The sequence below is a fragment of the Streptomyces sp. NPDC086519 genome (assembly GCF_040686075.1).
GTDB lineage: Bacteria > Actinomycetota > Actinomycetes > Streptomycetales > Streptomycetaceae > Streptomyces > Streptomyces shenzhenensis.
The window spans coordinates 75,081-97,663 of the sequence record NZ_JBFBJL010000034.1 but is presented as its reverse complement, the minus strand read 5'-3'; the positions used below and the strand labels follow the sequence as shown (position 1 = coordinate 97,663).

The 22,583-nt window shown below is 70.8% G+C and carries 17 protein-coding genes and 2 pseudogenes; 7 read left to right on the top strand and 12 right to left on the bottom strand.

Annotation, left to right across the window (positions count from 1 at the left end; translation table 11 throughout):
- Positions 1-1,628 (bottom strand): glycoside hydrolase family 48 protein (locus AB0P24_RS29095; protein WP_365799062.1); only part of this gene is annotated, 1,628 nt, incomplete at its 3' end.
- 259 nt (positions 1,629-1,887) lie between these two features.
- Here AB0P24_RS29095 and AB0P24_RS29090 point away from each other — a divergent pair.
- The 3 genes and pseudogenes from AB0P24_RS29090 to AB0P24_RS29080 all read left to right on the top strand — a co-directional run.
- A pseudogene (locus AB0P24_RS29090) lies at positions 1,888-2,157 on the top strand (cellulose binding domain-containing protein); the annotation flags it as partial.
- A gap of 257 nt (positions 2,158-2,414) precedes the next feature.
- Positions 2,415-2,522 (top strand): annotated as a pseudogene (locus AB0P24_RS29085) (glycoside hydrolase family 5 protein); the annotation flags it as partial.
- A gap of 31 nt (positions 2,523-2,553) precedes the next feature.
- Positions 2,554-4,302: a glycoside hydrolase family 6 protein gene (locus tag AB0P24_RS29080; protein WP_365799068.1), complete on the top strand. Its 1,749-nt coding sequence runs from the start codon at positions 2,554-2,556 to the stop codon at positions 4,300-4,302.
- An 89-nt stretch (positions 4,303-4,391) separates the two neighbouring features.
- Here AB0P24_RS29080 and AB0P24_RS29075 read toward each other — a convergent pair whose 3' ends face one another.
- From AB0P24_RS29075 to AB0P24_RS29050, 6 genes are all read right to left on the bottom strand, one after another.
- On the bottom strand, positions 4,392-5,702 hold the full coding sequence (locus AB0P24_RS29075) for an alpha-glucosidase/alpha-galactosidase (RefSeq protein WP_365799060.1): 1,311 nt from the start codon (positions 5,700-5,702) through the stop codon (positions 4,392-4,394).
- Positions 5,699-6,655 carry a carbohydrate kinase family protein gene (locus AB0P24_RS29070; protein ID WP_365799058.1) on the bottom strand — a complete coding sequence of 319 codons (957 nt, stop codon included), beginning with the start codon at positions 6,653-6,655 and terminating at the stop codon, positions 5,699-5,701. Before AB0P24_RS29070 ends, AB0P24_RS29075 begins: the two co-directional genes overlap by 4 nt.
- A gap of 43 nt (positions 6,656-6,698) precedes the next feature.
- Complete coding sequence (locus tag AB0P24_RS29065; RefSeq protein ID WP_365799056.1) at positions 6,699-7,592, bottom strand: carbohydrate ABC transporter permease; 894 nt, start codon at positions 7,590-7,592, stop codon at positions 6,699-6,701.
- Positions 7,589-8,527 carry a sugar ABC transporter permease gene (locus AB0P24_RS29060; protein ID WP_365799054.1) on the bottom strand — a complete coding sequence of 313 codons (939 nt, stop codon included), beginning with the start codon at positions 8,525-8,527 and terminating at the stop codon, positions 7,589-7,591. Before AB0P24_RS29060 ends, AB0P24_RS29065 begins: the two co-directional genes overlap by 4 nt.
- A 12-nt stretch (positions 8,528-8,539) precedes the next feature.
- Positions 8,540-9,865, bottom strand: coding sequence for an ABC transporter substrate-binding protein (locus tag AB0P24_RS29055; protein WP_365799052.1), 1,326 nt, complete (start codon positions 9,863-9,865; stop codon positions 8,540-8,542).
- A gap of 659 nt (positions 9,866-10,524) precedes the next feature.
- On the bottom strand, positions 10,525-11,340 hold the full coding sequence (locus tag AB0P24_RS29050) for an endo alpha-1,4 polygalactosaminidase (protein WP_365799050.1): 816 nt from the start codon (positions 11,338-11,340) through the stop codon (positions 10,525-10,527).
- Positions 11,341-12,282: 942 nt separating this feature from the next.
- On the opposite strand from AB0P24_RS29050, the gene AB0P24_RS29045 reads away from it, so the two are divergent.
- The 3 genes from AB0P24_RS29045 (at position 12,283) to AB0P24_RS29035 (ending at position 15,522) form a co-directional block, all read left to right on the top strand.
- Positions 12,283-13,518 (top strand): Gfo/Idh/MocA family oxidoreductase, encoded by a 1,236-nt coding sequence (locus AB0P24_RS29045; RefSeq protein ID WP_365799048.1) that lies wholly within the window; start codon positions 12,283-12,285, stop codon positions 13,516-13,518.
- Positions 13,519-13,595: 77 nt separating this feature from the next.
- Positions 13,596-14,486 (top strand): sugar isomerase, encoded by an 891-nt coding sequence (locus AB0P24_RS29040; RefSeq protein ID WP_365799046.1) that lies wholly within the window; start codon positions 13,596-13,598, stop codon positions 14,484-14,486.
- 190 nt (positions 14,487-14,676) lie between these two features.
- The gene (locus AB0P24_RS29035) at positions 14,677-15,522 is read left to right on the top strand and encodes a class II fructose-bisphosphate aldolase (RefSeq protein ID WP_234538802.1); all 846 of its coding nucleotides are present in this window, start codon (positions 14,677-14,679) and stop codon (positions 15,520-15,522) included.
- A 790-nt stretch (positions 15,523-16,312) separates the two neighbouring features.
- Here AB0P24_RS29035 and AB0P24_RS29030 read toward each other — a convergent pair.
- The 5 genes from AB0P24_RS29030 to AB0P24_RS29010 form a co-directional block, all read right to left on the bottom strand.
- Positions 16,313-17,119, bottom strand: a complete 807-nt coding sequence (locus tag AB0P24_RS29030; RefSeq protein ID WP_365799044.1) for an urease accessory protein UreD — start codon at positions 17,117-17,119, stop codon at positions 16,313-16,315.
- A gap of 101 nt (positions 17,120-17,220) precedes the next feature.
- Positions 17,221-17,916, bottom strand: a complete 696-nt coding sequence (gene ureG / locus AB0P24_RS29025; RefSeq protein WP_365799042.1) for an urease accessory protein UreG — start codon at positions 17,914-17,916, stop codon at positions 17,221-17,223.
- A gap of 27 nt (positions 17,917-17,943) precedes the next feature.
- Positions 17,944-18,618, bottom strand: coding sequence for an urease accessory UreF family protein (locus tag AB0P24_RS29020; RefSeq protein ID WP_365799040.1), 675 nt, complete (start codon positions 18,616-18,618; stop codon positions 17,944-17,946).
- A gap of 94 nt (positions 18,619-18,712) precedes the next feature.
- A complete protein-coding gene (locus AB0P24_RS29015; protein ID WP_365799038.1) occupies positions 18,713-20,569 on the bottom strand; it encodes an urease subunit alpha in 1,857 nt (618 codons plus the stop codon).
- Positions 20,553-21,215, bottom strand: coding sequence for an urease subunit gamma (locus AB0P24_RS29010; protein WP_365799036.1), 663 nt, complete (start codon positions 21,213-21,215; stop codon positions 20,553-20,555). Before AB0P24_RS29010 ends, AB0P24_RS29015 begins: the two co-directional genes overlap by 17 nt.
- A 720-nt stretch (positions 21,216-21,935) precedes the next feature.
- Between AB0P24_RS29010 and AB0P24_RS29005 the strand changes: the two genes are divergently transcribed.
- Complete coding sequence (locus tag AB0P24_RS29005) at positions 21,936-22,349, top strand: hypothetical protein (RefSeq protein WP_365799034.1); 414 nt, start codon at positions 21,936-21,938, stop codon at positions 22,347-22,349.
- Positions 22,350-22,583 lie beyond the last annotated feature (234 nt).

Here is a 22,583-nt window from a genome sequence, read left to right as displayed (position 1 = left end):
GTACCGCCGTACTTGAAGGCGTCACAGGTCGGCTGCGGAACCGTCTCCCACACCGACTCCTGCGGACCGCGCTGGAAGGTGTTGATGTAGGAGGGCCCCTTTGCGGTCGGACCGCCCTCGCAGGTCCCGCCGGGGGTGTCACCGAAGCCGTAGACGTTGTCGACGTCCTCCAGCCAGTGCATGCCGTAGATGTCGTCCGTGTTGTACGTCGACTTCAGTTCCCCGGCCAGCGGGTCCGAACCGACCGGCACGGACTGGTCCAGCTTGGTCGGATACTCGTTCGGCGTGTCCGCCTCCGGCGCGTAGGTCGCCGGCTTGGAGGCGTTGTAGAAGGAGTTGGCGGGCTGGTCGGCGTGCGTGGGGATCATGTACTTCTCCATCAGGGCCCACGCGCCGTTGAACTTCGACCAGTCACCAGTGACCTTGCCGTACATCGCCTGCAGCCACAGCAGATAGCTGTACGCCTCCGACGTGGTCTCATGACCCTGGTCGGGGGCCTCGACAATCAGCGTCTCCACCGAGTGGTAGGGGATGCCGTCGGGCGAGAAGTAACCGTTCGCCGGACTGGTGATCTTCCCGTAGAGGTCCAGGAACCGCGCGTCGTACGCCTTCTGCGCGGCCAGCTCCGTCACGGTGACCGTCGCCTTGGAATAGCCCGTGGCCGTCGACTCGAACGACGCCGAGCCGGTGCCCGAGGAGTCGGCGGTGATGGTCACGTTCTGGGCGGTGCTCCAATTGGCGGGGGTGAAGGTGAGCGTCGTACCGCCCGTCACCGACAGACCCGAGTTGCCGCCGGCACGGGCCGTCGCCACCGTCACGTCGGACGAGGGCTGCGCCGACAGCTTCACCGCGTAGGTACCCGACTTGCCCTGCTGGACACCCAGTTGGGTGGGCGCGGCGACGACCGCGGGGCCCGAGGCCACCGTGATGCCAACCGGGGTCGACACCGCGGACACGCCCAGGCTGTCATACGCCTTCGCCACCAGCGAATGACTGCCCACGGACAAACTTGAGGCCGAAAGCGAGTACGGCGCGCTCGTGTCCGTGCCGAGCAGCGTGGTGTCGTCGTAGAACTCCACTTTGCTGATCGTCGCGTTGTCGGCGGCCGCCGCGGTCGCCGCGAGCGGGACCGCGTCACCCCGGGTGTAGACCGCGCCCGGTTTCGGACTGGTCAGCACGGTGACCGGCGGCTGGTGCGCGCCCGTGCAGGTGGTGTTGTTGATCGCGAAGTCGTTGGGAGCGGTGTTGGTGCCGCTGTAGCTGAACTGGGCACCCGTGGAGACGGCGGCACCCGCGGCGATCGTGGCGTTGTACCCGGCGTCCTTCACGCTGATCGACTGACCGGACTGCGACCAGGTGCCGTTCCAGCCGTTGGTGAGCTTCTGGTCACCGCTGTACGCGTACGTCAGTGTCCAGCCGTTGATCGTGTCGGTTCCGCGGTTGGTGATGGTCAGGTCCGCGGTGAAACCGGAGCCCCAGTCGTTCGTCTTGTAGTCGACGCTGCATTGCACTCCCGCTGCTTGAGCGGGTGTTGAGCTCACGGCGAGCATCGACAGGGGTAGTGCGAACGCGGCTGCGACGGCGGTCCACAGCCGCCGTACGGCTCTGCGCTTGCGTCCGGGATCCATATTCCTGGTCCTCCTTGCGGAGTGCGGCTCGGTGGGGGTCAAGGCTTGAACCAGTGGGAGCGCTCCCATATTGGGGATGGAGGCCGATGCCGTCAAGCCGTTGAGGAGTTGAATCGTTTTGACCTGAACCTGCCGAAGAAAGTTAGGCAACAACCCTGGGAAAACAGACCGTTTGACGCTAGCTTCACCGACACCAGTGGGAGCGATTCCATCAGTCGACGCGGGCCGTCACGGCACGCCAAGCTGCAAGGAGTCGCTCATGCGACGCCCCCCGCGAGCCACCCACGCGTGCACGGTGGACCACGCCGTCACCAGCCAGTGGGACGGTGGTTTCCAGGGCTCCGTGGAGATCACCGACAACCAAACGCCCGTGAGTAGTTGGCAACTCGCCTTCGACTTCGCCGACGGCCGGAAGGTCACCCAGGGCTGGAACGCCAAGTGGTCCCAGTCCGGCACCACCGTGACCGCCACGAACGAGAGCTGGAACAGCGCTCTCGCCACCGGCTCAGGAATCACCGCCGGCTTCGTCGGCACCTCGTCGACGAGCAGCACTGCGCCGACGGCGTTCACCCTCAACGGCACGACGTGCAACAACATCCCGCAGCAGACTCCGCCACCGACGCCGGCGCCGTCCGACGGCACTGCTCCCGCGCTGCATGTCTCCGGTACCGAGCTCGTGGGCAGTGTCCGGGGCGCCGGAGCGAGGAACGTCGTCCTGGCCGGCGGTCCGTGTACTCCAACGGCCTCGGCCGGTGGCCGGCGTACCAGCCCACCGGCCCGGTCGGCAACACCTGGGACTGCTCCTCCGGGCCGTCCCTGGTCTCTGCCTACGACGGCACGCCCACCGCGTACGGCACCGGGCTGCGCGACCACCTGCGCGCCCTCAACCCGTGATCACCCTCCAGAGGAGAAGGAACCCGCACTCATGAGTCGCACCAACATGTCGCTGTTCGCCGCGCTGGCGGTACTCGCCGGTACCTCCGGGGCGGCGTTCCTCACGGCCCCGGCCGGCGCCGCCACCGCCTTGGTTCCCTGCACCGTGGACTACAAGGTGCAAAGCCAGTGGGACACCGGCTTCACCGCCGCCGTCACGATCACCAACAACGCCGCTGCCAAGTCGGGCTGGTCGCTGAAGTGGTCGTACGCCGGGAACCAGACGGTCACCAACTACTGGAACTCGAAGATCACCCAGAGCGGCAGTGACGTCACCGCCGCGAACGAGAGCTACAACGGCACACTGGCCACCGGCGGTTCGGTCAGCCTCGGCTTCAACGGTTCCTACAGCGGCACCAACGCCGTTCCCACCACGTTCACTCTCGACGGCGTCACCTGCAACGTCGAGGGCGGCGGTGGATCGGGCGGCGGAACCGGTGGCGGCACGGGCGGTGGCACCGGTGGCGGAGGGGGTGGCGGCACCGGCGGCCGGGTCGACAACCCCTATGTCGGCGCCAAGGTGTACGTGAACCCCGAATGGTCGGCCAAAGCCGCCGCCGAACCGGGCGGCAGCCGCATCTCCGACCAGCCCACCGCCGTCTGGCTCGACCGGATCGCCGCGATCAACGGTGTCAACGGCGGCATGGGCCTGCGCGCACACCTCGACGAGGCGCTGAAGCAGAAGGGCTCCGGCGACCTCGTCGTCCAGCTGGTCATCTACGACCTGCCCGGCCGTGACTGCGCCGCCCTCGCCTCCAACGGCGAACTCGGACCGGACGACATCGACAAGTACAAGTCCCAGTACATCGACCCCATCGCCTCGATCCTCTCCGACCCGAAGTACGCCGGTCTGCGGATCTCCACCGTCATCGAGCCCGACTCGCTGCCCAACCTGGTCACCAACGCCGGCGGCACCAACACCACCACCGACGCCTGCGTGACCATGAAGGGCAACGGCAACTACGAGAAGGGCGTCTCCTACGCCCTGGACAAGCTCGGCGCCATCCCCAACGTGTACAACTACATCGACGCCGGTCACCACGGCTGGCTCGGCTGGGACAGCAACCTCGGGCCGGCCGTGCAGGAGTTCTACAAGGTCGCGACGACGAACGGCGCGAGCGTGAACGACGTGGCCGGCTTCATCGTCAACACCGCCAACTACAGCCCTGTCAAGGAACCGAACTTCAAGGTCACCGACACGGTGAACGGCCAGACCGTACGCCAGTCGAAGTGGGTCGACTGGAACCAGTACGTGGACGAGCAGTCCTTCGCGCTCGGACTGCGCGACAAGCTCGTGGCGGCCGGGTTCAATTCCGGCCTCGGCATGCTGATCGACACCTCCCGCGACGGCTGGGGCGGCTCCGCCCGCCCCGCCGGCCCCGGCCCGACGACCTCCGTCGACGACTACGTCAACGGCAGCCGCGTCGACCGCCGCATCCACGCCGGCAACTGGTGCAACCAGAGCGGCGCAGGCCTCGGCGAGCGGCCCACCGCGGCTCCCACCGCCGGAATCGACGCCTACGTCTGGGTCAAGCCCCCGGGTGAGTCCGACGGCTCCAGCTCCGCCGTCTCCAACGACGAGGGCAAGGGATTCGACCGCATGTGCGACCCCACCTATGGCGGCAACGCACGCAACGGCAACAGCCCCACCGGCGCCCTGCCGAACGCACCGCTGGCCGGACACTGGTTCTCCGCCCAGTTCCAGCAGCTCATGCAGAACGCCTACCCGCCCCTGCCGTAGCCCTCTGAGACGGCGACCCCACGTCCTCGCCGCGGCCGAGGGCTCGGGCCGGCGGGCCGACGCACTGTCGGCCCGCCGGTCACAGCCGCTCACGAGCCCAGGCGGACACGCAGCCCAGGCTGGAGGAGGTCGCCGTGGGCGGTGACCATGTCGTCGCACAAACGCCAGATGTCCTCGACCGGCAGGGCCGCGGCCGTGGCGGGGTCGGTCATCGCCGCGTGCCTGATGTGCCGCGGTTCGTCCTCGATCGCCGCCCGCACCACCAGGTCGTTCGCGCTCAGGTAGGTGCGGTTGAGCGCCGCCAGCTGGGGCGGGAGGGAACCGACTCGGGTCGGCTGGACGCCCAGCGAGTCCACCAGGCACGGCACCTCGACGACGCCGTGCGCGGGCAGGTTGTCGATCAGGGCCCGGTTGGGGACGTTGCCGTAGACCGTGCGCGGGGTGCCGGTGACCATGCTGTGGATGATCTGGGGCGCGTACTCCATCGTCCCCTCGACGGCGACCGGCGCCCCGGCGGTCAGCGCGTCGCGGGTCTTCTCGTAGGTGGCGACGTTCTCGTCGACGATCTTGAGGTACTCGCCGATCGGCAGCCGCAGCCGTTCGACCTCGCTGCTGTGGTGCAGGTACCAGGGAACGTACTCGGAGGAGTGCTCGCTGGTCTCCGTCGGGTAGTAGCCGAGCCGGCGGTACATGTCGACCCGGACCCTGCGGCGCAACTGGTCGTCGGAGGCGATCAGTTCGTCGAGCTTCGGGTAGAGGCTCCGGCCCTGGTGCTCGAAGCGCAGCACCCACGCCTGGTGGTTGACGCCCGCGGCGTGGTAGCTGATCTCCTCGTAGGGGACCTTGACCAGATCGGCGAGGTCGCGCATCGTCCAGTACACCGAATGGCACAGTCCCACCACCCGGGTCAGGCCGGTGGCCTGCGTCAGGTACTGGACGTTCATGGCCATGGGGTTGGTGTAGTTCAGCAGCCAGGCCTGCGGGCAGACCTCGGCGATGTCTCGCCCCAGTTCGCTGAGGAACGGGAAGGTGCGCAGGGCGCGGAAGACGCCTCCGATGCCGAGGGTGTCGCCGATGGTCTGGCGTACGCCGTAGCGGGCCGGTACCTCGAAGTCGGTCCGGGTGGCCTCGCCCATACCGATCTGCACGATGTTGATGACGAAGTCGGCCTCCGCCAGGGCCTTGCGGCGGTCGGTGTCCGCGGTGACGGTGGGATCGGCGCCGAGGGTGTCCGCGATCCGGACGGCGGCGGCGTACGCGGTGGCCAGACGCTCGGTGTCGATGTCGTGCAACGCGATGTGCGCCGACTTCAGTTCGGCGAACGCGAGGAGGTCGGCGAGCAGTCCCTGGGTGAAGACGACGCTGCCTGCGCCGATGAAGGCGATCTTGGGGGTGGTCATACCGGGGTTTCCTCGGTCTCGGAAAGGCGGGCGAGGACTTCGTCCCGCGTGGGCTGGGCGGTGGTGCCGCCGTGAGCACGGGTGGACAGGGCTCCGCAGACCGCGGCGAAGCGGAGCGCTTCCGGCAGGGGTGCCCCGTCGAGCAGGGCGGCGATGAATCCGGCGTCGAAGCTGTCCCCGGCGCCCACCGCGTCGACCGGCCGGACCCGGATGCCCCGGGTGGTGAAGAGCCGTTCGCCGTCGTGGCACAGCGCGCCGTCGGCGCCGTTCTTGACCGCGGTGACCGGGCCACGGCGGGCGAGCCGTGCGGCGGCCTCGGCGGGATCGTCGGTGCCGAGGCGGGCCAGGCGCCGGGCTTCGGCGGCGTTCGGCAGCAGGAAGCCGGTGTGGGCCAGGACCGCGTCCAGGCCCGAGGCCTCCCACCGGCCCGCCGGGTCGTCGTTGGTGTCCAGGGAGGTGGTGGCGCCGTGCCGACGTGCGGTGCGCAGGAGTTCCGGGAGCGCGACCGCGAGCTGTGGCATCAGGAAGTAGGAGGCCGAGTGGACGTGCCGCGCGGCCCCTAGCAGCGTCGCGGGCACGTCGTCGGCCGTGGTCGCGGCCAGGGTGCCGGGGGCGGTGACGATGGCCCGGTCGTCCCCGCGGGTGAGCACGACCGTCATGGGGGTGGGCCGGCGGGGGTCGAGCCGCAGCGCCTCGGTGTCGACGCCGTGGGCGCCGAGCCGGTCGCGCATGTAGCGGCCGGCGTCGTCGTCGCCCACCCGGCCGGCGAAGGCGACCCTGAGGCCGAGGCGTGCGGCCCCGCAGGCGACGATCGCGCCGGATCCCCCGACGGTGAGGGTGCCGGTGGGCACCAGCTGTTCGCGCTGGCCGAAGGCGAGCGGGCCGTCGAGCGGGCCGACGACGACGTCGGGGTTGGCGTCACCGATGACGAGCAGGTCGAAGGTGTGCGGCATTGAGGTGTTCCTGCCTGAGTGGTGTGTCGGGTGGCGAACAGGGTCAGCCCTTGAGACCGGTGGAGGTGATGGACTGGATGAACGCCTTCTGCGCGCCGAGGAAGGCGAGCAGGACCGGCAGCACGGTGATGACGTTTCCGGCCATCACGGCGGCCCACTGGGTGTGGTGTTGTCCCTGGAAGGTCGTGAGGCCGAGCTGGAGCGTGTACCGGGTGTCGTGGTTGATGGCGATCAGGGGCCAGGTCAGGTCGTTCCAGGTGCTCAGAAACGTCAGGACGGCCACCGTGCTGAGGGCCGGCCGGGACAGCGGCAGCACGATCCGCCACAGCACGTGAAGCCGTGAGCAGCCGTCGATCCAGGCGGCTTCCTCCAGCTCGCGGGGCAGCGAGAGGAAGAACTGGCGCAGGAGGAACACCGAGAAGGGCGTGACCAGGGACGGCACGATCAGCGCGCCGAGGGTGTCGATGAGGCCGAGCTGCCTCATCACCAGGAACGTGGGGATCATCGTCAGTTGGAACGGGATCGCCATCGTGGCCAGCATCAGGCCCAGCAGCAGCCGGGACCCGGCAAACCGCATCCGGGCGAACGCGTAGCCGCCGAGGGTGCCGAGCACGAGGTTCGCGGTGACCGTGACGAGGCTGACGACGAACGAGTTGGCGAACCAGCGGGGGAACATCGCGTTGCCCAGCACATAGCGGTAGCCGCCCAGGTCGAGGTGGGAGGGCCACAGCGCCGGCGGGAAGCGGTTGATCTCCGCGTTGCTCATGACCGAGCTGAGCGCCAGCCAGATCAGCGGTACCGCGAAGAGCAGGGCCATCGGCGCGAGCAGCAGGTGCCAGGGGCTGAACGGCAGTCGCGGGTGCCGTCGTCGCGCGTCGGGCCGGGGGGCGGAGGAGGCCGCCTGCGCGGCGCCGGGCGGGGCGGAGACGGTGGTCATGCGGAGGCCCCCTGGACGCGGCGGCGGACGAACTGGAAGATCAGGCCGATCAGGCCCAGGGCCACGGCCAGGACGTAGGCGGAGGCGGCCCCGTATCCGGCGGTGGCGTTCTGGAAGGCCTGCTGCCAGATGAAGTAGACGATCACCGTGGTGGAGCCGAGAGGGCCGCCCTTGGTGGTGACGTACACGAGGTCGAACGTCTGGAGGGACTCGATGGTCTGCCACAGCAGCAGGAAGACCGTGACGGGCCTGAGGGCGGGCAGCGTGACGTGGCGCAGGAGCTGGAGGCGGCCGGCGCCGTCCAGCCGGGCCGCCTCGATCAGCGAGGCCGGCACGTCCTGGAGTGCCGCGAGGTAGATCACCAGGCAGAAGCCCGTACCGCTCCACAGGTTGATCGCGACGAGTACGGGAAGTGCCTGGGAGGGGTCGGTGAGGAAGCCCTGGGACGGGATGCCGAGGTGGTGCAGTACGGCGTTGGCGGCGCCGAACTCCGGGTCCAGGATGAAGGAGAACAGCACGCCCTGGGCGGTCGCGGAGACCACGAAGGGGACGAAGTACAGGGTGCGGTAGAGCCCGACGAAGCGGATGCGCCGGTTGAGGGCGAGGGCGAGGAGCAGGCCCACCGCCATGCTCGCGGGCACGTACAGCGCGGTGTACAGCAGGGTGTTGCGCAGAGCCTGGCTGAAGTGTGGGTCCTGGGCGAGGGCGCGGTAGTTGTCCAGGCCCACCCAACGGCTGGGGGTGACGAGGTCGTCGGCCTGGAAGGACAGCAGCAGCGACCAGATGATGGGTACCACGCTCAGGCCGATGATGATCAGGACGGCGGGGGAGACGAACGTCCAGGCCATGGCGGCCTCACCGGTTCGTCTGCGGCGCAGGGCTCGCCGGCTGTCCGGGGGCCCGGACACGGTGATCGGGGTGGGCAGTCGCGACATGACGGGGGCTCCTCAGCGCGGGATGAGCAGTGCGGCGTTGGCGTCGGCAGCGCAGGCGCGCAGTGCCTCGGCGGGGCTGCTCCGCCCCAGCAGCACGGCTACGACGGCCTGTCCGAGAGCCTGCGAGATCTGCGGATAGGCGGCATGGACGGGACGTACCCGGGCCGTGTCGAGGGCCTTGGTGAACACCCCCAGGCCCTCGGTGCCGCTCTCCTTGTGCTGCCAGGCGGGCAGATCGCGGGTCCGGCGGCTGAGCGGCAGGCTGCCCGCCTCGATGTCCCAGCGCACGTCCTGTGCGGGCTGTATGAGCCAGCTCACGAAGGTCTTGGCGGCCCGCTTGCGGGCGACGCCGTTGTCGAACACGGTCCAGGTGTCGGGTCCGCTGATGGTCACCGGCCGACCGGAGAAGCTGGGCAGCGGCACGACATGGAAGTCGATCTTCGCCTGCTGGATGTCGGGCAGCTGCCACGGACCGGTGACGACCATGCCCATGCGGCCGGACTCGAAGACCTGGTACATCTGCTCGCTGCCCGGCTTCGGGTCGACGTAGACGCTCTTGTCGCGGGCCAGGGCGGCCACCACCTCCAGGGCGCGGGTCCCGGTGTCGCCGAATCCGATGTGCTTGCCGTCGCCGGCGACGACGTCCCCGCCGAGGTCCCAGATCATGGGCCACAGGCGCCAGACGGTGTCTTCGTCGCCGACGCCGGGCCAGCCGGTGCCGAAGCGGCCGCCGCCGGCGTCGGTGAGCGCCTTGGCCGTGGCGACGAAGTCGCCCCACCGCCAGCCCGCTTCGGGCAGCGGCAGGCCGGCCTGCCGGAAGAGCTTCTTGTTGCAGACCACGGCGAGCGAGTCCAACAGCGCGGGCGCGGCGCGTACTTGGCCGTTGACGGTCACGGCCTCGCGCGCCGGTTCCCAGTAGCTCGTCCAGGGAGCGGGGGCGTGCCGCACCGTGTCGGTGAGGTCGACGACCTGCGGACTGCGGGCGACGCTCGCCAGGTCGGAGCCGAAGATGTAGGCGATGTCCGGGTAGGAGCCGGCGGCGAGGGCGGCCGTCACCTTCTGGAGCATCGCGTCGGCGAGGACTCCGCCGCCCAACTCGACCCGGATGCGGGGGTGGCTGCGCATGAAGGAGGCGACCAGGGATTCCACGGCCTTCTTGCCGGTGTCGGTCTGGCCGTGCCACATCTCGATGGTCACGGTGCCGTCGGCGCTGACGCCGTCGCCGCCCGCCGCGCAGCCGGCGGCCGACAGGCCCGCGGCCGCCGCGGTGGCCAGAGCCGCGCCGGCGCGCAGCACGTCGCGGCGTGCGGGCTGCGCGCTGCGGTTGACCGCATACATGGGTACCTCCGGTGTGGAGCTGTGGGACACGCGTTTCCGCACAAGGGGTGCGTCCGGTGTACGGCGTTGCGGCTGCGGCGAAGGCCGGTGGTCCCGGCGGGGCTGGGGGTACGGCCGGTCTCCGTCGGCCGTGGCGTCGCGGCGGGCGGTGCTCGGCGTCGGGCGCGTAACGAGGCGGACGGCGGTCGTGCCGCTGTCGCCGACACCGCGCGTCCCAGGTGGGGCGGGCCGGTCGGGTGCGGGCGTCGCGAGGCCGGGCGGGCCGGTCCGCACGGGAAGTGCGTCCAGGCACGGTGGTCGTGTCACGGCGGCCGCGGGGAAGTCGCGCGGATAAGGATCATGTCCGGGCCCAGAACCTGGTGGGCACGTCCCCGCCTCGGACCCCGACGGGGTCCTGGCGACTCAGTCCGGACTTCTGACGCGTGGCCAGCTACCGGCTGGGCGTACCTCTGCCGCCGAGTGCTTCGACTGCGGCGTTGGCCAGGAGTTAAACGACGGTGCCAGGCGGCTGTCAAGAGGCGGGTAGTGTTTGGACCTGCGTGAAACACCGGGGAAATGCGCATGATTGAGCATGGGACCTGCGTGGACACGCGCTGCGTCGGCCTGCGACGGCTCACCGAGCCGCCACAGGCCGACGCGCGCTCTGGCCGACGCGCGCTCTAGCAGGTCTTGCGGACGTACCCGCTGGTGCCGGCCGGCGAGACGTCCACGTCGCGCTGGACGATGCTCAGCGTGCCGCCCCACCCCTTGCACGCCTTCGACCTGCCGGCGTCGGTGTACTCGATCACGATCACGTTGTTGCCGAAGGCGCTGGTGTAGTCGCCGCACTCGTCGTACTGGCCGCACTCCTCGGCCACGGCGAAGTCGAGGCCGTTGGCCGTGCGGTTGCCGGCCAGTTCGGCGGTGTTCTTCTGGGCGATGGCCAGGCCGTCCGCGTGGGCGCGGGCGGAGAGCAGCTTGATGAACGCCTGTGCGTTGTTCGCCGTCAGGCGGTTCCCTGAGCGGGTGTAGCTGTCGTAGTTGTCGGGCTCGACGGCCTGGAAGCCCTTGTCCCGGCAGCCGTCGATCTGGGCTCCGATCGTGTTGGCGATCCGCTGCCGCTTGGCGGCCGTGCCGACGTCGAGGAGGGCCTCGCCCCAGTCCTTGTCGTAGACGACCTTGCCCGCGGAGTCGCGCAGCAACAGGTCCGAGTCCCAGTCGCTCTCGGCGCCCGGCTGCGCCTGGAAGGCGTTGACGTAGCAGATGTTGTACAGGCCCGCCGCCGGGGAGGCGGTGTGGTCGCGGGTGACGACCCTGACGCCGGTCGGCGGCGTGTAGGCGCCTCCGATCTGGTAGTCGAAGGCGGCGTGTGTGGGCGGCAGGGACACGGTCGCGGCCTGCGTCGAGGGCGCCTGGACGAGCAGAGCGCCGGCCAGGGCCACAGAGCCGACGGCCGCACCGGTGAGTTTGCGGGAGGTGGTGTTCAGGCTGCTCATGCGGTGAGCTCCAGAGGAAGCGGGCACGTCCCCGCCTCGGACACGTGGGGTGTCCTGGCGACTCGGGCCGGGCTCGCGGCGCGGGGCCCGCATACCGGCTGGGCGTGCCTCTGAACGCGGAGCGTGACTCCGGCGTTGTCCGGGAGTAAAGCGATCCCCTGTCAGGATGTCAACGCGCCGCCGAAGTCCCCCTGGTACGGGGGCGAGTCGGGGCGCCCCGCGAGAGGGTGCGGCAGCCGCCGGACGGTCACTGTGCCGAGCAGATCGCGGTGTACCCCGGGGTCAGAGTCCCCGGCGAGCGGAGCGGCCACGGCGGCGGCCGACAGGGCCACGGCCGCCACACTCCCTGCGGGGTATGGACGTCGAGTCCTTCGGGGTGTCCTGGTCGTCCACCACGGCGACGGTACGTCGGCTCTCGCCCTGGACCGGGGCGAGTTGGCCGGACAGGCCAGCCGAGGCGAGTTCGACGCGTACGGCGGCGCCGACCGGTCCTCCGACGAGCCCGGTGACCGCGCATTGGCGGCCGAGGGCATGGCGGACGCGCGCCGCGTTGACGCCCTTGCCGCCGCCCCCTGGGCCACGAAGGCGACGCGGTTGCTCGCATGGCGGCGGAGCCGGTCGCCCCCGTGCCCGAACCCCGGTCGGCGCATCGCGACGGTGTCCGAGCGCAGAAAAAATGCTTGAAGATGCTCGAAGTGAGCCTTGATAGAGCATTTTCAAGCATCTATTGTCGCGGGTGTCACGGTCGAGCCCGGGGTGCGTTGCCGGTCCGGGATGCGTCGTGGCGCAGGTCTGCCGCGCCTCCCGTGCGGGCTCCGTCTTCACAGCGCCCCCGGTACGCGGCGAGTCCGTCGACCACCGCGTACTGCGGCCGGCCCTCCGACCGGCCTACGACGCCCAGGCGTCGGCCACGTCTCCCCGTCCGGGACGAAGGGGTGTTCCATGACCAACCAGCCGACCGCGCCGGAACTGCGCGTCGGTGTCGTCGGCACAGGCCAGCGAGCCGGGCTGGCCCTCCTGGCCGAGCGGCCCGGCTCGGCCCGCGTGGTCTCCTGCGCCGATACGTCCGAGCGCGGCCGCGCCGACGCCCGGACGATCTTCGGGGCCGGCGTCCAGGTCCACGAACGCTACGAGGACATGCTCGCGGACGGCCTGGACGCCGTCTTCGTCCTCACCCCGGACGACATCCACACCGCTCCGGCCCTGTACTTCCTCGAAGCGGGTGTCGCTGTGTTCGTCGAGAAGCCTCTGGCCATCGACCTCGACGACTGCGACCGGGTCCTGGCCGCCGCGGCCCGCACCGGCACCCGGCTGTACGTCGGGCACAACCTCCGCCATCTGCCGGTCCTGCGCACCATGCGCAGGCTCGTCGACGAGGGGGCGATCGGAACCGTGCGGTCCGTGTGGTGCCGGCATTTCGTCGGCCACGGCGGCGACTACTACTTCAAGGACTGGCACGCCGAACGAGCCCGGACCACCGGCCTGTTGCTCCAGAAGGGCGCGCACGACCTGGACGCGATCCATTGGCTGGCGGGCGGCTGCGCCCGCACGGTGACCGCACTGGGCGACCTGTCCGTCTACGGGGCCAGTCCGCACCGCCGTACCCGGCCACAGGGGTCGGAGCGGGTGCAGGACTGGTTCGACGAGGGCGTCTGGCCGCCGTCCGCGCTCCGCGATCTCAACCCCGTCATCGACGTGGAAGACATCAGCATGGTGCTGACCCGCCTCGACAACGGGGTGCTCACGAGCTACCAGCAATGCCACTTCACCCCCGACTACTGGCGCAACTACACCGTCATCGGCGACGAGGGCCGGATCGAGAACCTCGGGGACGGCGTCCAGGGCGACGCCCCGGTGATCAAGGTGTGGAACCGGCGGCGGTCCGGCTACCGCCCCGAGGCCGATCTGACCCTGCACCCCGCCGAAGCGGCCGGCGGCCCGCACGGAGGCGCGGATCAGTCCCTTGTCGACGAGTTCCTGCGTTTCGTCGCATACGGCGGCGCAACCGAGACGTCGCCCGTCGCCGCCCGCGAAGCCGTCGCGACCGGCATCGCGGCCACCACGTCCCTGCGTTCGGGCGGCGCTCCGGTGGAGGTCCCCGCCCTCGACCCGCACCTCGCCGACTACTTCGCGCGCCACCAGCCCGGCTCCCGCGCCCCGGCCTCCCGGAGCGACTGAGCCCTCCTCCGCACCCCACCGACCCACGCGGCGCCCCTGTGCGCGGCACCCGTCCCTCCCCCTCAAGGAGCACTCACATGTCGTTCATAGGCGAGGAGATCGCCCGCCAGCCCCGGACCTGGCTCAAGGCCGCGAGCGTGGCGGCCGAGGCGGCGGATCTGCTGCCCCGCCCGGGCGAGCGGGTTGCCGTCGTCGGCTGCGGCACCTCCTGGTTCATGGCCGAGGCGTACGCCGCGCTGCGCGAACGGCGAGGCCTGGGCGAGACCGACCACTTCGCGGCCTCCGAGTTCCCCCACGAGCGCACCTACGACCGACTGGTGGCGATCTCCCGGTCCGGCACCACCACCGAGATCCTGGACCTGCTGGAGCGCAGGCGCGGCCGTTTCCCGGCCGTCGCCCTGACCGCCGACACATCCACCCCGATCGTCGACGCCGCCGAGGACGTCCTCGACCTGTCCTTCGCGGACGAGAGGTCGGTCGTGCAGACCGTCTTCGCGACCACCGCGCTCACCGCCCTGCGCGTCGGTCTGGGCGAGGCGGCCGAGCCGCTGGCGCAGGCCGCGCGCACCGCACTCGACGCGCCACTGCCCGAGGAGTGGCTCGCCGCCGACCAGATCACCTTCCTCGGCCGCAGCTGGGCGCACGGCATCGCCCGCGAGGCCTCCCTGAAGATGCGTGAGGCCACCCAGAGCTGGACGGAGGCCTACCCTTCCCTGGAATACCGGCACGGCCCGATCGCCATCGCCGCGCCCGGTCGTCTGGTGTGGCACTTCGGCGCGGACGAGGACGGACTGCGGGCGGACGTCGCCGCCACGGGCGCGTACTTCGTGGACCACCCCGAGGACCCCCAGGCCGACCTGGTGCGGGTACAGCGGCTCGCCGAGGCCGGCGCCGTGCGCAGGGGACTCGACCCCGACCGGCCGCGCGCCCTCAGCCGCTCCGTGATCCTGGACCGGCCCGGTTCCTGACCCGGCACCCGGCACCCGGCGACGTCTTACGCCGGTGCCGCCTTTCCGGCGGCGGACGGCGACCCGCCCGGGCCGGACGCCGCACCTTCCGGCCCGGGCGGCCGGGACGAGGCGGGCCCGGCGTCACCCGAACGCCGGGCCCGGCGCCTCGACGGCCGTCGGCCGCGCCCGCCCTCTCCGAAAGGACGTCATGCTCTGCCGCACCGCGGACCTGATCGCCGAAGCCCATGCGTCGGGCTCCGGCATAGCCGCCTTCAACGTCATCACCCTGGAACACGTCCAGGCCGTCGCCGACGCCGCACAGCGCACCGGCCGGCCGGCGATCGTGCAGATCAGCCAGAACGCCGTCCGCCACTACGGCGGCGACGTCATGCCGTTGGCGGCCGCCACGACCGCGGCGGCCACGAGCAGCGGAGCCAGGCTCGCGATGCACCTGGATCACGTCGAGGACGTCGAACTGCTGCACCGCACGGCCGAGTGCGGGGCCAGTTCGGTCATGTACGACGCCTCCCGGCTGCCGGACGAGAAGAACACCGCCGCAACCCGCGCCGCCGCCCGCTGGGCGCACGACCACGGCCTGTTCATCGAGGCCGAACTGGGTGAGATCGGGGGTAAGGGCTCGGCGCACCTCCCCGGTGTGCGCACCGACCCGAAGGACGCCGCCCGGTTCGTGGCCGAGACCGGCGTGGACGCCCTCGCCGTCGCCGTGGGCAGCAGCCACGCCATGGTCACCCGCGCCGCCGCGCTGGACCTCGGCCTGATCTCCCGCCTGCGGGACGAGGTGCCCGTGCCCCTGGTCCTGCACGGCTCCTCCGGCGTGCCGCACCCGACGCTGAGGTCCGCCGTCGAACACGGCATGACGAAGATCAACATCGGGACGCTGCTCAACGTCGCCTTCACCCGGGCGGTCCGTCGGGCACTGGCCGAAGCGCCGGAACTGGTCGACCCGCGCCGCTATCTGACGCCGGCCCGGTCCGCGATGACCGACACGATCGCCGACTGCCTCACGACACTGACGGCGCCCGCATCACCCTGACGCCGAGCCGGCCCCGCTGCCCGGAAGCCGGGACCGTCCCCCGGTGACCATTTCCATGGACGCAGCCGATGAGCGTCCCGCCACGGCAGACGTGGCGGGATGCGTGAAACTGGCAGCCTCGTGCAATCGGGAGTCGCCTGTTCCTCAGCTGCCATCCCCGGCATCAACCAGGCCGTCGCCGAAGTGATCACCGCGGAGACCGGCGGCGCCATGACCCGGTCGGCGGCGCCGGCGACCGCCGTTGTCGCCCCGGTGGACGCCGCTGACGGTGAGCCGGCCCGGCTTGTCGAAGTGCGGAATCCGGCGGCAGGTGGGTCGCCGAGGACTTCACCACGCACTACTGGATCAGCATCCAGCACAAGCCACGTCCACTGGTGTTCTGACGAGGCCCCCGGCCTGCCGGCCGACGCCGCCGGCACACTGCGTGCTGCCGGTGTCGACGGGCGCCGGCCGCGTGAGCTGGTCAGGGTACCCCCGAACGCGACTGACGGCTGTTCAGAACGTGCGTCGTTCATGCGTCAGGAATCGCTGCCGCACGGCGGCTCCGGCCCGCGACCCGGCCGTCGGCACAAGGGGTGCGCCGAGGACGACGGGCCCGGCACGGACCCCGCGCCGGAAGTCTGGCAGCAGGAGGGGGACCACGGCCTGTGTACGGCAGGGCACGGAACAGCACACCGGCCGGCACCCGGTCCGGTCGTGGCGGACGGTCCCGGGCCCGCACCGCTCGCCTGGTGTCCAGGCCGGCCGTGAAGGGAAGGCGCCACTGGACCGGCGATGCGCTCGGTCGCCGTCACGCGGACCGTCCCGCGCCGACGGCATGGGCGAGAGCCGCGTCGAGGAGCTGACGCAGTCCGGCGAGGGTCGGCGCGACGGCGGTGGCGAGGAGCGCCGCGTCGTCGGCGAGGGGCGACAGGACGCAGTGTCCCCTCAGTGGGGCACCGAGGAGCAGGGGTGCCGGTGGCGATTCGAGGTCGGGGGTGACGAGGAGGAGTTGGCCCGTCGCGCGATGGCCGCCCAGTACGGCGGGCCCGTCCCATGCGGGAGCCTGGGGGCCGTGAACGGTCTGCTGGTCCAGGATCGTCCGGCCCGCGCGTAGCACGGTCAGTCGTGTGGACAAGTGGCCCGGAGATTCGGCGGAGCGTCCGAGGAGCTGTTCCTCGCGCAAGAGCACATGGGATCTCCCGTCGAGTTCCACCCGGTAGGTCTGGTGCAGCCTGCTGCCGTAGGTACTGATCAGCGGCTGCGGCAACCAGTGCAGGGACGCGTCCTCGCCTACGGTCAGCCGTACGTCGTAGGTCGCGGGGTCGGGTGTGGGGCCGCGCAGGGCAATGGTGGCGGCGGCCGTTGTCACCTCCAGCCGGGTGTGGGCCGCGGCGGTGATGTCGAGCGCGAGCTGGTCGCCGCCGAGGGGTGCGCTCATCGCGCCGAGCACGCAGACCCGTGCCCGCTCTCCTCGCGGTCGCAGTCGGCGCAGGTGGAAGGGGCCGTCGCTGTGCAGAAGGGGAACGATGGTGGTACGGCCATTGTGGGTCGCCCGGAGGCGGGCCGTGGCGCGGAGGCCGGTGGTGTGGGCGGGGTCTGCGGCAGGGCGAGTCATGTGCGGGGGTCCGTCGTGCGGGTCTTCACCGGACGCCGTGGGGGCGCCCCGCCGCTGTCGGCCGGTGGCGGCGTCGCGGTCGGTGCCTGGGCAAGCGGCCTTCACCGGGTGGCTCCGGTCCGCCAGGCGGCGAGGCACTCGGTGACCCAGTCCGCGACAGGCTTGATGCCGCCGTCCGAGGTGAGACTGCTGAAGACGAATGGCAGATCCTTGCGCTGCCTGCGGGTGTCGGCCCTCATCATGTCCAGGTCGGCCCCGACGTACGGCGCGAGGTCGGTCTTGTTGACCACGAGGAGGTCTGCGGTCGTGATGCCGGGGCCGCCCTTGCGGGGGATGTCGTCGCCACTGGCCACGTCGATGACGAAGACCTGGGCGTCGACCAGTCCGCGGGAGAAGGTCGCGGTGAGGTTGTCCCCTCCGGACTCGATGAGGATCAAGTCGAGCGGCCCCAGCGCCTGTTCGAGTTGCTCGACGGCTTCGAGGTTGGCGGAGATGTCGTCGCGGATGGCGGTGTGCGGGCAGGCCCCGGTCTCGACGGCGGTGATCCGCTCGGGTGGCAGTACGGCTTCGCGACGCAGGAAGGCAGCGTCCTCCTGGGTGTAGATGTCGTTGGTGACCACGGCGAGGGACAGCCGGTCGCGCAGGGTGCGGCACAGCGCGGCGACGGTGGCGGTCTTGCCCGAGCCGACCGGTCCGCCGAAGCCGATGCGCAGGGCACGGGGGTTCCCGTCCGGACGCTGAGGATCGGCGCTGTGGGTGTGGCGCTGCGGCATGGTCACGGGATGGTCCAGGTGCACGGGAACTCCATGTCGGTGCGGGCGGGCTCAGGATGCGAAGAGGCGTACGGTCCGGACGGCGTGCTGTTCGCCGGTGATGTCCAGCAGGGGTGCGGACGCGGCGGGCAGGACGGCGACGCCTGCCGAGGCGACGCGCTCGGCCGCCTCTGCCGCGGTATCGGCGACGGTGTCGCACTCGCCGGCCAGGCGGGCCAGGACCGCTGTTGCGTCGAAGGGGTCGAGGCTCAGCAGCCGTACGGCCGCCGTCGCCGGGCCGCTGACACTGTCGAACGCGGCGGCGTGGGCGGCGTCCAGCGGGGACAGCCCGGCGGCCCGGGCCACGGCGCCGAGGATGACCGGCTGGTGCACGCCCCCCGGCCGATGGTGAGCGAGGTGGTCGAGGTCGGCACAGGGCCACGTGGCGCGGGCGGCGCGCAGCAGTTGCCGGCCCAGTCGGCGGGCGACGCGTCGCAGCGCGGGTGACGGCGTGCGGGCGTCGGCGGCGTCGTCCAGGGCCAGGGGATCGTGTCCGGCGGCGGCCGCGGCGGCCAGGCCGGCCGCGGTCAGTCCGGTGGTGTGCAGTCGTCCGCGGCAGAACGCCTCCAGGCTCGCGGTGTCGTGGACGGCTCCGGAGGCGACGGCGGCTTCCATGCCGCCGGAGTGGGCGTGCCCTCCGGCGGGGAAGCGGCCGTCGGCCAGGACGAGCAGAGCGGTACGGCTCATGGGGTGACTGGGTCGCCTTTCGGGAGAAGGCGGGTGGGGGCCGGCCTCGTCGCGTGTGTCCGGCCCACGGTCGGGGAGAGCGGTCGGAAGAGGGTCAGAAGAGGAAGTACCGCTGGGCCATGGGAAGTTCCGTGGCGTAGTTGCGGCCGACCTCGTGTCCGTCCACGCTGGTGCGCACGTCGGACGTCGTGGCGCCGCCGATGGTGACCAGGAAGGTCTCGGGGTCGACGACGATGTCCGGCACGCCGTCGTTGTGGATCATGTCGGCCTTGGTGACACCGCGGGTGGAGCGGATCGCCCGCAGCGGCTTGAGCAGTCCGAGCTGCGGCAGGCGCCCGCCGAGGGCGGCTTCGGAGACGAAGTTGAAGGAGTTCGCCGCCGGGGAGCGGCCCCGGAACCCCCACACCGGGCGCGGCAGGTAGGGCTGCGGAGTGGGGATGGAGGCGTTGGCGTCGCCGATCTGCGCGTAGGCGATCTGGCCGCCCTTGATGACCATGTGCGGTTTGACGCCGAAGAACTTCGGTTCCCACAGGACCAGGTCGGCGAGTTTGCCGGTCTCCACGGAGCCGACCTCGTGGTCGATGCCGTGGGTGATCGCGGGGTTGATGGTGTACTTGGCGATGTAGCGCCGGGCCCGGAAGTTGTCCGCCCGGGAGTCGTCCTCACGCAGATGTCCGTAGCGCGACTTCATGACGTGCGCGGTCTGCCAGGTCCGCATGATCATCTCGCCGATGCGTCCCATGGCCTGGGCGTCCGAGGACATCATCGAGATGGCGCCCATGTCGTGCAGCAGGTCCTCGGCGGCCATGGTGGAGGGCCGGATCCGGGAGTCGGCGAACGCCATGTCCGCCGGGATCTCGGGGTTGAGGTGGTGGCACACGACCATCATGTCGACGTGCTCCTTGACGGTGTTCACCGTCAGCGGCCGGGTCGGGTTGGTCGAGGCGGGGAGCACGTTCGGCTTGCTCACGAGGCTGATCATGTCCGGGGCGTGGCCGCCGCCGGCGCCTTCGATGTGGAAGATGTGCAGGCCCCGGTACTTGGCGTCCTTGGTGTCCGGGGCGCCGTCCTTGGTCGCGGCGAAGGTGTTGTGCACGAATCCCGACTCATTCAGCGAGTCGGCGTGGAGCGCCACCTGGACACCGGTCTGTTCGCACACGGTGAGGGCCGCGTCGATCACCGCGGGGGTGGCTCCCCAGTCCTCGTGGATCTTGAAGCCGAGGGCCCCGGCCGCGACCTGGTCGACCAGCGCCTTCTGCGACACGGTGCTTCCCTTGGCGAGCAGGCCGATGTTCACGGGATAGGCGTCCAGCGCCTCGAACATCCGCTGGATGTGCCACTCGCCGGGCGTCACCGTGGTGGCGGTACTGCCCTCGGCGGGGCCGGTACCGCCGCCGATCAGCGTGGTCACGCCGGACGCCAGGGCCTCGTGGATCTGGCCGGGGCACAGGAAGTGCACGTGCGTGTCGACGCCGCCCGCGGTCAGGATCCGTCCCTTGCCCGAGATCACCTCCGTCTCGGGGCCCACGACGAAGTGCGAGGCACGCGTGTCCTCGTGGGGCCGCTCGGACATGGTCTCGGGGTTGTACGCCTTGCCGATCGCCTGGATCCGGCCGTCGCGCAGCCCCACATCGGCCTTCACCACGCCCCAGTGGTCCAGGATCAAGGCGCCGGTGATCACCGTGTCCACCGGTTGGCGCGGGTCGTCGCGCGGGATGTGCGACTGCCCCATGGACTCCCGGATGACCTTGCCACCGCCGAAGACCATCTCGTCGCCGCTCCGTCCGGGGCCCCCGCACCAGTCCTCCTCCACCGCAAGGACGAGGTTGGTGTCGGCGAGCCGGACCCGGTCGCCGGTGGTCGGCCCGTACAGGTCGGCGTGCTTCGACCGCGGCAGCGGGTCCCAGGCGCGCCGTGTTCCGCCGTCGTGCTGTTCAGTCCTGTCGGGCATCGAGGTGCTTCTCCTCGTCGGTCTTGCCGGCCTGGAGTCCGTGCACGATCCGCTCGCCGGCGATCGGCACCAGCATCACGGTCCGCTCCTCACCGGGTTCGAACCGCTCGGAGGTGCCGGAGGGAATGTGCAGCCTCATGCCGTGGGCGTCGCGGCGGACGAAGTCCAGCCCCTCGTTGGCCTCGGCGAAGTGGAAGTGGGAACCCACCTGGATCGGACGGTCCTTGGGGTTGGACACCCGCAGCGGCACGGGGGTCGCGCCCTCGTTGAACACCACCCGGTGCTCGTCGTCGTCGGGCAGCAGTTCCGACTTCCCCGGATGGACGTCCACCTCACCGGCGGCCTCGTCGAACGGGTCGTGGATGGTCACCAGCTTGGTGCCGTCCGGGAAGGTCGCCTCGACCTGGACATTGTCGATCATCTCCGGGACACCGTCCATGACCTCGCTGCGCCGCAGCACGTGCCGCCCGGACTCCATCACGGCGTCGACGGTCGCACCGGCGCGTGCCTCCTCGTAGACATGCGCCGTCAACAGGGCCATGACCTCCGGGTAGTTGAGCAGCAGTCCGCGCTCGCGGCGCCGTCGGGCGACATCCGCCGCCACATGGACCAGCAGACGCTCCTGTTCGTGCGGAGTCAGATGCATACGGCCCCTTTTCCTGTTCGTCGCTCTCGTGCAGGACGGTCGGACGCCTCATCGGAGCAGGGCGGTGGGAGGGCCCCTGTGTCGTGCGCCACTCGTCGATCATCGGGAAGGCGAAGGCTCCGACGACCGTGAATCGCGCCGCAGGCCCTGAAGTGATGAACCCGAAGCATTCCAATGCACCGGGAGCGCTCAGCCGCGCCGAGACGCGCCCATGACCGGTCTCAGTCTGTCGAGCGCAGGAGCCGATGACGCATTCGACCACGTCGTGGACGTCGGCCGGGCAGGCGATCGCCTGCGGGCGGATGTGGTCGAACCGCTGGTTGCCCGGCAGGCGGTGTCGGTGGTGCGAGCGCGTCGCCGACGGGGTTGGGTGCTGCGTGAGTCGGTGACCTCACCGACCCGTGGGGGGCGATCTCAGGGCCGGTGAAGCCACCGATCACCAGTCCCGCTCCGGCCGCCGTCCCGCCGTCCGGCCAACCCGACCGCGTCCTCGCTCGTGCGCCGGGTGGACACACACCGCCGCGGCCAGGGCAAGCAGGGCCGGCGTGCCGAGGGGGCCGGTTACCTTCGCCACTTCGACATTTCCATACGACGTATGGTAACAATGAAAAGGTGCTTCCATACGACGTATGGAACTGCTCGCTCGTACCACGTAAGGCGCCACACATCGCCTGACAGAACCGCTGCTGGCGCAGATCACGCCCTCGGGAAGGAAAGATCATGAAGAAGCCCACGAAGCGCCTCGCCCTTGCTGTCTCCTCCGTCGCGGTCGCCGGTGTGACCGTCCTCGGTGCCGGGGGAACCGCTTCGGCCGCGCCCCTTGCGTCCACGCACGCCCAGCACCCGACCGACGGGGCTGTGGCCGTTGATCACAGCTGGGACCACGGTGTCGGCTACCTGCTCGAGCGGGGCTACTCCTGCGACGAGACCCGCGGCTGGCACCAGGACCCCCACGGCACCGATTCGACCCGGCACGACTGCGACGGTCTCTACTACCGCGATGGTCACTTCTACCGCTGGGAGGGCGAGGGACACGGTGGGACGTCCGACAGGTCCTACCGCCACGACGGGAACCGCTGCGGGCACGACGGCTGGGACAGGCACCACCACGACCTCAGCCGCGACGACCGGTGAGACGGATACCGAGGCCGTGAGCCCAAGCAGTTCCCCTCGGCCCTGTCCCTGCCGGCGACGGGGGACCCGTCTGGCTTTCGGAGGGCGGCGCCCCCGACTGCCGGCCGAGTGAGTGCAGTACCACTCATCACGCGGTGCCCCGGTGCCGTCCGGCGCCCGCGCCCTGCTGTACCGCCTCCGCCCGCACTGCCTCTTCGCCACAGGCTGGCGTGAGGCACCACCGAGCCATGCCCA